Here is a 12,580-nt window from a genome sequence, read left to right on the forward strand (position 1 = left end):
CTATTTTTGTATTCATGATCTTGTTTTAAGATATTTTCAATATAAGTATTATGACAAACTAGAAATTTAATTTCAACTTCTTTTTCACCATCCCAAATTTTGATGATGGCTAATACTCTATCACTAGAATCATCATTAAGTGTAAAGCCATGTAGTAGATTCTTTATAAAAACTTTTCTTTCTGGATTTGTGCAGCAATGTAATAAAACAAAGACTAATTGTAAAAGTGTACTTTTACCACCTCCATTGAGACTTCCTAAAGGAAAGATATTAGGGACAAACCTTCTATCAAACTTAATATCAACATCTTTCAAAACACGGAAATCGGGTACTTGGACTTGTAGTAATTTCATGTGAATTTTCTTCCTTGAGAAATATTACATATTGGAATTATACCGTTAACACCGAATTACGGCTAACCTAATCATAATTCATTTAGGGTGGGCATTATCCATCACTAAACTTTACAATATTTTACACCTTAAACTTAACCGTGATCAGCTTCATGGCTTCTTCGACATCTTCTAAAGGCATAAATTTGGAAATAACCTGCACCCACAGAGTAAAATCTGATTAATATGTCTTGCTTGAAAAATCTCATATACTGTATTTGTGCTAGTGTAACTTTTAATTACTCCCTCTTTTTCGCTTTCTCAAATGAACACTATACCCGAATCCATCCCCAATTGGGAAGAAGAATTGGATAATGCCATTTTTACCTTTGACGATATTCAAGCCGAACTTAACTACAAACAAGCCAAAAACGCACTCCGAAACTTAGTTAATAATCTTGATCTTTCCCCTGTGGAAAAATCAGGGTTAGAAGCAGAAATTCATGATTTAGAAACCATGCTAGATAAACTAGAAAGCATGGTAGTCCAAATTGCTGCTTTTGGGATGGTAGGACGGGGTAAATCCTCCCTTCTCAATGCTTTAGTCGGTCAAGAAGTCTTTGTTACAGGTCCCCTACATGGTGTTACTCGTGATGCACAAACAGTAAATTGGAGTATTAGTGAAGAAGCTTTAGGGACTTTAAAAGCCACATTACCCAGTAATGGTCAATCCCAAGTTGAATTAATTGATACTCCTGGATTAGATGAAGTAGACGGTGAAACTCGCGCAGCTTTAGCTGAACAAATTGCCAAGCAAGTAGATTTAATTTTATTTGTAATTTCGGGAGATATGACGAAGATTGAACAAATAGCATTATCGCAATTAAGAGAAGTAGGTAAACCGATTATTTTAGTCTTTAATAAAGTTGATCAATATCCCGAAACTGATAGAATTACAATTTATGAAAAAATTCGAGATGATAGAGTGCGGGAATTACTTTCACCCGCAGAAATCGTCATGTCCGCAGCTTCACCATTAGTCAGAATTGCGGTACAAAATCCTGATGGAACTAGAGGTATAAAACTCCAAAAAGGACAATCACAAGTTGACGAATTAAAATTGAAAATATTGGAAATTCTGCACCATGAAGGTAAGGCATTAGTAGCTTTAAATACTATGCTTTATGCTGATGATGTTAATCAGCAATTGGTACAACGTAAACTAATAATTAGAGAAGAAAATGCTAATCAGTTAATTTGGAAAGCAGTCATTACTAAAGCATTAGCGATCGCACTCAATCCTGTTACAGTAGTGGATATACTCAGTGCTGTAATTATAGATATCTCCTTAATTTTAGGCTTATCCAAGCTTTACGGTATCCCCATGACAGAAACTGGTGCAGTGAAATTACTCCAAAAAATCGCCCTGAGTATGGGTGGTATCGGTGCTAGTGAACTATTAGCAAATTTGGGTTTAAGTAGTTTAAAAACCCTACTGGGTATCTCTGCAACAGCAACCGCCGGCATGACAATTGGACCCTATTTATCCATAGCTATAACCCAAGCAGGAGTAGCTGGAGTATCTTCATACAGTATTGGCCAAGTTACCAAAGCCTATTTAGCCAATGGTGCAACCTGGGGACCAGATGGACCAAAAGCAGTAGTTAGTCAAATTTTATCAACTTTAAATGAAACTTCAATTTTGAACCGGATTAAAGATGAATTGCTGATTAAAATTAGACTCAGGAAAAAAATCTGAAATTTCCCCAAACTTAAGAATAATTAGGTCAATACTTGGTAAAATAGCCGGCAGTTGCGTGAGTAAAATGATCATGGAGTCAAATTTTCTAACTACGGTTTTTCTGCCCCTAGCATTATTTATTATTATGCTGGGTATGGGGTTGGGACTAAAAGTGGATGACTTTAAGCGAATCTTAATTGAACCTTTTGCCGTCTTTGTGGGATTAATAGCCCAATTGATCATGCTGCCAATAGTCGGCTTTTTGGTAGCTACAATTTTTCCCCTCACACCAGAATTAGCGGTAGGAGTGATGATTTTATCAGCTTGTCCTGGTGGTGCTACTTCCAATCTGGTGACATATTTAGTCCGGGGGAATGTTGCCTTGTCAATTACGCTAACGGCTATCAGTAGTCTAGTTACCGTCTTTTCTATTCCCTTGGTAGTTAACCTAGCTATGCAGCACTTTATGGAAGCAAATTCTTCCGTACAGTTACCATTTATAAAAACAGTGATTCAGATTGCGGTAATTACCATTATTCCCGTAGTTTCAGGTATGGGAATACACTACTATTTTCCCCTATTCGCAGCCCAAGTCGAAAAATGGGTTAAGTGGCTGTCTCTATTCTTTTTGGCCTTAATTATCTTTGGTTTGGTGTTAAAAGAAAAGGCTAACATTCCCACCTTTTTCTTACAGGTAGGTGGAGTAACTCTCGTCTTGAATATATTAACAATGGTCTTAGCCTATCTCTTTGCCGTCTTCAGCAAGCTGACCTCAGGAAATGCCAAAGCGATTACAGTAGAAGTTGGGATTCAAAATAGCACATTAGCGATCGCCATTGCCAGTTCTCCCACCCTACTGAACAACCCTACCATGGCGATTCCAGCCGCTATTTACAGTCTGATTATGTTTGCCACTAGCGCAGCTTTTGCTTGGTTAGTCAATCGAGAAATTAAGAATATTCCTCATCAATAAAGCCATGAATTAACTTAACTTCAGATTCTAGCGAAATCCATTTTTTACTACATGAGATATCTCAAGTTAATCATCACCTAATTTAGCTAGTAATTGACGTATTACATCTGCATCTTTAGCATCAGGAACTTTAATTAAATAAATCTGTAAGTCTTCCGCCGCTTGAGAAAACTGCCCAAGTTGATAATACAACAAACCCCTATCTCTTAATTCAAAACTTGCTTCTGGAAACAACAGCAAAATCCGTTCTACCGTTCTTAAACTCCTTTCTAAATCCTGCTTTTGAAGATAAATATATTTTAAATTAGTCAACATTCGCATTAAAAATTGCCGATTACTCACAACCGCTAAAAATTCAGGTTTGAGCGTCACTTCTTGCTGATAAATTTGTGAAAGTCTTTCTTGACAGTCTTGGGCAAACATCACCTCACCACCATTAAAAGCATCCACAAAAATCCCTATATCTTCTACGTCTGGACGAATCAAAAAATGTCCCGGCATTCCCACCCCAACCATCGGAAAATCAATCCGTTTGGCTACCTCCATATAAACTAATGCCAAAGTAATCGGAATACCCGTTTTCCGTTCAATGACATCATTTAAAAAACTATTGCGGGGGTCATAATAATCAATTTTATTACCATCAAAGCCCAATTCTTCGTATAAATATTGATTAATACTTTGAATAACCCGTAGAGGATAGCGAAAAGAAGGCAAACGTTCCTCTAACTCCATTGCCATTGTATCAATAGCATTTAAATACTCTTCAGTATCAATATCTGGATATTCTTCCTGGGCAATATATAAGGCTGCCTTTGCGAGATTGATATCCTCATCAGGTTGTTGAATCTCTTGGTAAAAATACTGTCGTGCTGACGAGAAGTTCATAAGCAATCAGGATGAGGCTATTAGAGGAAAGTACAGAGTTTTTTGTGTCTCCTCCCATTTTAGATTATTCAAGAGATTTATGGAAGATAGTCTGGATCTATCCGTTCTAGAATCTGAAAACAAGAAAAAAGAGCATTATTATAGTATAATCAGTATAGATTTATAATTGTGACGGCTTTATTAAACTTTTCAAACCAGTTCCAACATGAAACTACCTGACTTAGATACTGAAACCATAGATCGTATTATTGAAATGGCTTGGGAAGATAGAACGCCATTTGATGTTATAGAAAACCAATTTGGACTTTTAGAAAAGCAGGTAATTGCTCTAATGAGAAGGGAAATGAAATTATCTAGCTTTCAAATGTGGAGAGAAAGAGTTACCAAACGTAAAACCAAACATTTAGAAAAAAGAGAATTTATTGCAGGGAGATTCAAATCCCAAAATCAAAAGACTTAAATTCACATAAAATATAAAATTATCTATGATTGGAATTTGGATATTAGGCGATCAACTTTCCCTACAACAATCAGCCTTAAAAAGCTGTAATCATCAAATAAATACACCTGTAATTTTCATCGAATCATTACAGCATATTCAAATCAGACCATATCATCGCCAAAAATTAGTGTTAATTTGGTCAGCAATGCGCCACTTTGCAGCAGAATTAGCACAACTAAACTATGCAGTCACATACAAAGTAGCCACAGATTTTCAAACATCACTCCAAGCATGGATTCAAGTTAATCAAATTACCGAATTGCGGGTAATGACACCCAATGATAAACCATTCATCCAAAGCATTCAAAATTTACAATTACCTTGTCCAATCACCTTAATTCCTAATAATCAATTTTTATGGAGTACAGAAAAATTTACTGCTTGGGCGAAAAGTCGCAAACGCCTATTAATGGAAGATTTTTATCGAGAAGGAAGACGAAGTTTTCAAATTTTAATGGAGGACAAACAACCAATTGGAGGACAGTGGAATTTAGATAAAGAAAATCGTCAACCACCTAAAGGTAAATTACATCCACCCCCAGCCCAATGGTTTACACCAGACGCAATTACTCTCGATGTTATAGACAAAGTTAACTCTCTTTCTCATTTAACTTATGGAGAAATAGAACCCTTTGATTGGGGAGTAAATCGTCAACAAGCACTTCAAGTATTAGACTGGTTTATTCAACATCGTTTATCAGATTTCGGTACTTACCAAGATGCGATGATTACCGGAGAACAGACAATGTGGCACGCATTAATTTCTCCTTATTTGAATATTGGCTTACTCCAACCATTGGAAGTAATTCAAGCCGCTGAAGCAGCATATAAACAACACCAACTACCTTTAAATAGTGTGGAAGGTTTTATTCGTCAAGTATTGGGTTGGCGAGAATATATGTATGGAATCTATCATTTTGTAGATCCAGAATATGCCGAAAAGAATTGGTTTGGTCACACCCAACCATTACCTGAATTTTTCTGGACAGGTGAAACAAACATGAATTGTTTACACCAAACTATCACCCAGATCAAAAGTACAGGTTACGCTCATCATATCCAGCGGTTAATGGTATTGAGTAACTTTGCTTTAATTGCAGGAATTTCACCCCAAGCTGTAGAAAATTGGTTTCATGCAGTATTTATTGATGCTTATGATTGGGTGATGCAAACTAATGTTATTGGTATGGGTTTATTCGCAGACGGAGGAGTATTAGCATCTAAACCCTATGCTGCTTCTGCTAACTATATAAATAAGATGAGTGACTATTGTAAAAGCTGTGTTTATAATCACAAAGAACGGATAGGTGAAAATGCCTGTCCATTCAATTTTTTCTATTGGGATTTTCTGGACAGACACAAAGAGAAACTCCAAACTCAAGGACGAATGGGCTTAATTTTAAAACATCTAGATAAAATGTCTTCAGAAGAATTGCAGTCTATCCACCAACAGGCTGAAAACTGGTGGAGTCTTAGTCAGAATTAATTATTTTTGTGCATACAGAGTCAGTTTCTAAGCTGGGGAACTAAAACCGGATTTTAGGGGTTTTGAAGTGGGGAGACTGACGAAAAGAATTTGACCCCTCTCCAAACCTCTCCCCGCACTATGCGTTACCCATATCTTTCTTGACATTCTTGAAACCCTTATAATATGAGGGTTCATCAGCGCTAAACCCCTACCGGGCTATTTATATTTGTTTGATATATCTTCCTTATCAAATCCATGATAACAAATATAAAATCCGTTGTCAATCCCCAATACTCTCTTTTTGCGGTTTTTTGTGGAAGTAATTTATTTTGCAGTTCCAGGATTTTCACAAAATCGGGGATCTCTTCTTAATAATGAATTTAAGGCAAAGGTGGAGTCGTTAAGTGCTAACCTAAAAGATGATATCGCTTGATCTGGGGTTTTAAACGAACCCACTTGTGAAAAATAGCTTCATTCATTTAGGCGCAGCATGGTCACCACCGCAGAAAAAACAAACATTGGTTACATTACCCAAGTAATTGGTCCGGTTGTAGACGTTAAATTCCCCGGCGGTAAATTACCCCAAATCTACAACGCTTTAACCATCACAGGTACAAATGAAGCTGGACAAAACATCAGCTTGACCGTTGAAGTACAGCAACTTCTAGGCGACAACCAAGTCCGCGCAGTTGCTATGAGTACCACCGACGGTTTAGTTCGTGGTTTAGAAGTAGTTGATACTGGATCTCCTATCAGCGTCCCTGTTGGTAAAGCCACCTTGGGACGGATTTTTAATGTTTTAGGCGAACCTGTAGATCAGCAAGGTCCCGTAAACGCCGAAGCATATCTACCTATTCACCGTGACGCTCCCAAATTCACAGATTTGGAAACCAAACCTTCTGTGTTTGAAACTGGGATTAAAGTTGTTGACTTGTTAACTCCCTACAAACGCGGTGGTAAAATCGGTCTGTTCGGCGGTGCTGGTGTTGGTAAAACCGTGATCATGATGGAGTTGATCAACAACATCGCTACCCAGCATGGTGGTGTATCTGTATTTGCGGGTGTGGGTGAACGCACACGCGAAGGAAATGACCTCTACAACGAAATGATGGAATCTGGAGTTATCAACAAAGATAACCTCAACGAATCCAAAATTGCTCTAGTTTATGGTCAAATGAACGAGCCACCCGGAGCCAGAATGCGGGTTGGTTTGTCTGGTTTGACAATGGCTGAGTATTTCCGTGATGTCAACAAGCAAGACGTATTACTATTTGTTGATAACATTTTCCGGTTCGTACAAGCTGGTTCTGAAGTATCCGCGCTCTTGGGTCGGATGCCTTCTGCGGTAGGATATCAGCCTACTTTGGGTACTGACGTGGGTGCTTTACAAGAACGGATTACTTCCACCACCGAAGGTTCTATTACTTCTATTCAAGCTGTATATGTACCTGCCGATGACTTGACCGACCCCGCACCTGCAACCACATTTGCTCACTTAGACGGTACAACAGTATTGTCTCGTGGTTTGGCTTCTAAAGGTATCTATCCTGCGGTTGATCCTTTGGGTTCTACTTCCACCATGTTGCAACCCAACATTGTTGGTAGTGATCACTACGATACTGCACGGGCTGTACAATCCACCCTGCAACGTTACAAAGAACTTCAAGACATCATCGCCATTTTGGGTTTAGATGAATTGTCTGAAGAAGATCGTTTAATTGTGGCACGGGCGCGGAAAGTTGAACGGTTCTTGTCTCAGCCTTTCTTTGTAGCTGAAGTATTTACTGGTTCTCCTGGTAAGTATGTGAAGTTGGAAGACACTATTAAAGGATTCCAACAAATTCTTTCTGGTGAATTGGATGCTTTACCGGAGCAAGCTTTCTACTTAGTAGGCGATATTGCCGAAGCTAAAGCTAAGGCTGAAAAGCTCAAAGGTTAGTCATTAGTCAGTAGTCAGTGGTTTTTTATGCAACTGACAACTGACAACTGACAACTGACAAAAGGCAACTGACAAAGGACAACTAACAAATGACATTAACTGTTCGTGTAATTTCCCCAGACAAAACTGTTTGGGATGCTGAAGCTGACGAAGTAATTTTACCTAGCACTACTGGTCAGTTAGGTATTCTCAGTGGACACGCTCCCATGCTGACAGCCTTGGATACAGGCGTAATGCGTGTCCGAGCTAGTAAAAACGCTAGTTGGCAAGCGATCGCTCTTTTAGGCGGTTTTGCTGAAGTTGATGATAATGAAGTCACAATTCTAGTCAATAGTGCTGAACGTGGCGACAAAATCAACCTTGAAGAAGCCCGCACTGCTTTTAATACAGCACAATCTGGCTTAAATCAAGTTAGCGCAGATGACCGAAAAGCACAATTCCAAGCAACACAGGCATTTAAACGCGCTCGCGCTCGTTTTCAAGCTGCTGGTGGTTTAGTGTAAATTTAACTACAATTAATCGCAATCTCTGGTGTTGAGGGTGGGCTGTTTGTCCACCCTTGTTTTATTAAGAGAACTCCAGAAAAAAGATGAACTGCTTGCAGCAGCGCTAGTTCCCTCCGGGATGCTCCGCGAACGCTATCCAAATTTTACTAAATCAAAACGACTTTTCCTGCCCCTGCTCCCTGCCTTATCCCAACGACGGGATATTTTTTTATTTGCAAGTCTCTAAGTCCCGTTAATGAAATATTTTTGGAACAAATAAAAATCCCTGTAGTGCTTATCTGTTATCTGTTTCCTTTCTTAAAGGTACAATTAATTTATTTTGCACGACTGCTTAATATTCCAAACTTGTCTTATGATTAAATCGACAAGTTACACATATCTCTTGTTACTATTCGTTACATCCTTATTTTCGTTAACAACCGCTTATGGATTCAACAATAAAAGCGTGAAAGGCTGGGCAGGTAAACAAGTAGGATCTTGGCACTGGCAATTACCCAATACAGACAATGGACTTAAGCCTATTGAGAGTTGGCACGCCACCGGTTCTGCGCCCAATGGAGATATATATATTGGTGGTATGGATCATGTTACCAATTCTGCCCTCTATCGCTTGGAATCCAAATTGGGTACAGTTCGGTATGTGGGAGATGCGCGTTCTGCTTCTTTAGCAGCAAATAACTGGCAACCAACAGAGACAAGTCAAAAATTTCATACTCGTCCTCTTTGGTACAACGGTAAGGTCTATGTAGCTACTATGGATCGCTCAAATTTGAACGATGACTATCTTTCTAGCAGAGGTTTTCATTGGTACGCATACAACCCAAACGAGGAAAAATTTACCGACCTGAGTAGCATAGAACCATTAGGCATTGGAGCAAAGCACGTTTCCATTGTATCTACTGCTGTTGACCCCAATCTTAATGTACTTTATGGAGCAGCAGTTCCGACTGCGGATATCTATAAATACGATATAGCCACAGGTCGCACAGAAAACCTGGGACGACCAACAGCTTATGATAAAAAATACCCTTATACTGGTCGGGTGATGTGGGTAGATTCTCGAAGTCGGTTATATTTCAGTACAGGCAATCTTTCTTGGGGAGAATATAATCCGTCTATCTACGGACACATTTATTATTATGATCCTACTAAGGGTTTTGGAGAGTTAAAAAACTGGAAATTACAGGAATCACGAGCCATTGAACTAGGGCAATGTTTGCCAATTCAAAAGCAATGTTTATTTTCCGATGATCGCGCTCATATTTACCGATTTGACGATTCTTTGCATTCCTGGTTTTATATTGGTCAAGCAAAAACTGTTCCGGCTGAGATTTTTTCTTTTAATATAAGTGCTGACGGTAAAAAAGCATATATAGTTACTAGTAGCTTGGGACCTATACCCGCAGATAGAAAAAAGCCCAATCTTCTCTACGAATTTGATCTCACAACCAAAACCACCCGTAAGTTAGTCAGTTTAAGAGACTTAGACCCTAAACTCGCCGCAAGCAACCGCCATACCGGATACAATGCCTAGGACAGTGACGGCAGGTTTTATTTTACTAGTTGCGCCAGTTATGATGGGATCGAAAAGGTACCTATTACCAACAGACAGAACGCTATAGTAACTCGTATTGACCCAGTGCGGCTCAAAGTAGCTTTAGGAATACTACCCTCTTTGACAGAAGTAACAGTCAGTAAATCACCACAAACTGACAAATCAACTTATATATTTACCCGCAAAGGTAACGTGAAAACAACACAAGAAGTGATCTATAAGTTAATTATAGTCATGAAGAATGGAACTACTCAAGAACGTTATGGAAAAATTACAATACCCTCTGGCATCTTATCTATAACTGTGCCTGAACAGCAATTAAAATTAGGAAAACTCGAAGTTATAAAAAGTTGTGTATTGTCTTTAATACCTAATGGCAATGATTATATAACTGGAATCAACAGCAGTGTCAGGTTATTAATGCCTGATAAAAAGTTACATTAAGTTTAAGAAAAATCATTCCCTCCTGATGAAGTGATACCTTAGATGATTAGTTGCCCAAAGAGGCACATATATGAAAAGCTTTCCGTTTTCTCTTGGTAAAAGTAAGCAAAATAAGTTTGTCAGCGTGGCTACATCTGCAATTGCAGCCTTAGCTTTAGCAGGTGGTGTTAATGCTGTTAATGCCACTCCCATAAAAACACTGACAGCAAAAGAATTTACTTCTGTTTCTATTCCCTCTACCCAAACTCAACCCGTAGTTACTCAGTCTATAACTCGTCCAATCCCCTATCAATCAATGGGAATTGAGCCTTTAATCATTATTCCCGTGATTATTATTGGCGGTTGTTTCTTCTTTGGTGGATTGGTGGTTATCGGTGAACGGGAAGTGGGAATTGTGGTGAAAAAGTTCACCCTGTCAGGTAAAGGATTACCTCCTGGTAGATTAATTGCCCTCAATGGTGAAGCGGGTTTGCAAGCAGATACCCTCGCCCCTGGTTGGCACTGGGGTTATTGGCCTTGGCAATATGCAGTGAAAAAAGAGTCGGTAATTGTTGTCCCCCAAGGTCAAATCGCTCTGATTGTCGCCGCTGATGGGGCTTCTAACCCTCCAGAACGGATTTTGGGCAAAATTGTCGAATGTGATAATTTTCAAGATGCTCGGAAATTCTTAACCAAAGGTGGGGAGAAAGGACGGCAAATTGCTTTTATCACCGCAGGTACTTACCGCATCAATACAGCGCTGTTTAAAGTGATTACAGCAGCAAATGCCAGTAAAGAGGGTATGCGTCCAGAACAGTTACAAATCTATGAAATAGCAGCGGAAAAAGTTGGTATTGTGACTACTTTGGATGGTTCACCAATTGCCGCAGGTGAAATTGCTGGGCGTGCTATTACCGGACATAATAATTTTCAAAATGGTCAAAAATTTATTGACGCTGGGGGACAACGGGGTTTACAAGAACAGGTGTTATTATCGGGTTCGTGGAATCTCAATCCTTGGTTGGTAAGTATTGAACAAGTACCGATGACTCAAATCCCTATCGGCTATGTGGGTGTGGTGATTTCTTTTGTTGGTGAAGAACAGGAAGATGTGAGCGGGGCATCTTTCACTCACGGAAATTTGGTCAATCAAGGACATAAGGGTGTTTGGGTTGAGCCTTTATATCCTGGGAAGCACCCGCTCAATACTAAAGTGATGAAAGTTGAGCTAGTGCCGACAACAAACATTGTCTTAAACTTTACTGATAGAATTAGCGGTCAGCATGGGTATGATACGAATTTAACGGCGCTGAAACTTCTGTCATTTGATGGTTTTAGCTTTGATTTGGAGATATTCCAAATTATTCACATTGGTGCGTCAGATGCTCCGAAAGTGATTTCCCGCTTGGGTTCGATGCAAAATGTCATTGATCAGGTTTTGCGTCCCATTGTGGGGAATTATTTCCGCAACTCGGCTCAAGAATATACTATCCTGGATTTCTTGATTGCCAGAAGTGAGCGTCAAGTTGAAGCCTCTGAATACGTTAAATCTGCCTTACGTGCTTATGATGTGCAAGCAGTGGATTCGTTGATTGGTTTGATTACGCCACCGAATGAATTAATGCACACGCTGACAGACCGGAAAATTGCTGAGGAACAACGCAAAACTTACGAAGTTCAGCAAATGGCAGAAACCCAACGACAAATGTTAGTCCGGGAAACAGCGATCGCAGATATTCAGCAAGAGTTGGTAAAATCGGAACAAGGTGTCACAATTGCCGAGTTGCAAGCTAACGCACAAATTCAGCAAGCAACAGGTGAAGCTGAAGCCACTAAACTCAAAGCCATAGCGGAAGCTGAAGGTATCCGGGCGACAGGTAACGCGAAAGCAGAAACCTATCGGACAGGGGTACAAGCATTGGGTTTGCAAGGTTACACAGCGATGCAGTTAATGCAAATTGTGGGCGATCGCAATGTCCGCATTATTCCTGATATCATTGTTGGTGGTAATAGTGGTAGTAATAATGGTTTAGCAGATGGTTTATTGTCTATGATTCTTTTGAATCAAACTAATAGCAAAACCCATCTAGAATCGAAAATCCCTACACCTCCACCTCTTCCTAATCCTGTAGTTGCTAAAGCTGAATCTATTAATCATAACAGTTAAGATTCAGATCCCCGACTTCTCTAAGAAGTCGGGGATCTTGTTCTTGTGAATGTTTTTATTGAGAGTAGTGACTGTCTCTTATACAA

General features: G+C 39.3%; 10 protein-coding genes and 1 pseudogene. 9 read left to right on the top strand and 2 right to left on the bottom strand.

Annotation, left to right across the window (positions count from 1 at the left end; all coding sequences use genetic code 11):
* Positions 1 to 353 (bottom strand): annotated as a pseudogene (locus IQ228_RS10350) (ATP-binding protein); the annotation flags it as partial.
* Between the two features lie 304 nt (positions 354 to 657).
* Here IQ228_RS10350 and IQ228_RS10355 point away from each other — a divergent pair.
* Together IQ228_RS10355 and IQ228_RS10360 are read left to right on the top strand one after the other, a co-directional pair.
* Entirely contained in the window at positions 658 to 2,091 is a 1,434-nt protein-coding gene (locus IQ228_RS10355; protein WP_027404010.1) for a GTP-binding protein, read from the top strand.
* 73 nt (positions 2,092 to 2,164) lie between these two features.
* Positions 2,165 to 3,046, top strand: coding sequence for a bile acid:sodium symporter family protein (locus tag IQ228_RS10360; RefSeq protein ID WP_027404011.1), 882 nt, complete (start codon positions 2,165 to 2,167; stop codon positions 3,044 to 3,046).
* Between the two features lie 66 nt (positions 3,047 to 3,112).
* Here the strand turns inward: IQ228_RS10360 and IQ228_RS10365 are convergent, their stop codons facing one another.
* Positions 3,113 to 3,934 (bottom strand): SirB1 family protein, encoded by an 822-nt coding sequence (locus IQ228_RS10365; protein ID WP_027404012.1) that lies wholly within the window; start codon positions 3,932 to 3,934, stop codon positions 3,113 to 3,115.
* Positions 3,935 to 4,139: 205 nt separating this feature from the next.
* Between IQ228_RS10365 and IQ228_RS10370 the strand changes: the two genes are divergently transcribed.
* The 7 genes from IQ228_RS10370 (at position 4,140) to IQ228_RS10400 (ending at position 12,494) form a co-directional block, all read left to right on the top strand.
* Positions 4,140 to 4,394, top strand: coding sequence for a TIGR03643 family protein (locus IQ228_RS10370; protein WP_027404013.1), 255 nt, complete (start codon positions 4,140 to 4,142; stop codon positions 4,392 to 4,394).
* A gap of 25 nt (positions 4,395 to 4,419) precedes the next feature.
* Complete coding sequence (locus IQ228_RS10375; RefSeq protein ID WP_193962812.1) at positions 4,420 to 5,922, top strand: cryptochrome/photolyase family protein; 1,503 nt, start codon at positions 4,420 to 4,422, stop codon at positions 5,920 to 5,922.
* A 472-nt stretch (positions 5,923 to 6,394) separates the two neighbouring features.
* A complete protein-coding gene (atpD, locus tag IQ228_RS10380) occupies positions 6,395 to 7,843 on the top strand; it encodes a F0F1 ATP synthase subunit beta (protein ID WP_027404015.1) in 1,449 nt (482 codons plus the stop codon).
* Between the two features lie 89 nt (positions 7,844 to 7,932).
* Positions 7,933 to 8,346: an ATP synthase F1 subunit epsilon gene (atpC, locus tag IQ228_RS10385; RefSeq protein WP_027404016.1), complete on the top strand. Its 414-nt coding sequence runs from the start codon at positions 7,933 to 7,935 to the stop codon at positions 8,344 to 8,346.
* A 355-nt stretch (positions 8,347 to 8,701) separates the two neighbouring features.
* Positions 8,702 to 9,883: a hypothetical protein gene (locus IQ228_RS10390; RefSeq protein WP_152540505.1), complete on the top strand. Its 1,182-nt coding sequence runs from the start codon at positions 8,702 to 8,704 to the stop codon at positions 9,881 to 9,883.
* Positions 9,884 to 9,988: 105 nt separating this feature from the next.
* Entirely contained in the window at positions 9,989 to 10,348 is a 360-nt protein-coding gene (locus tag IQ228_RS10395) for a hypothetical protein (RefSeq protein WP_027404019.1), read from the top strand.
* A 70-nt stretch (positions 10,349 to 10,418) separates the two neighbouring features.
* A complete protein-coding gene (locus IQ228_RS10400; RefSeq protein ID WP_027404020.1) occupies positions 10,419 to 12,494 on the top strand; it encodes an SPFH domain-containing protein in 2,076 nt (691 codons plus the stop codon).
* Positions 12,495 to 12,580 lie beyond the last annotated feature (86 nt).

It is taken from the genome of Dolichospermum sp. LEGE 00246, from assembly GCF_015207865.1.
In the GTDB taxonomy this organism is placed as follows: Bacteria; Cyanobacteriota; Cyanobacteriia; order Cyanobacteriales; family Nostocaceae; genus Dolichospermum; species Dolichospermum heterosporum.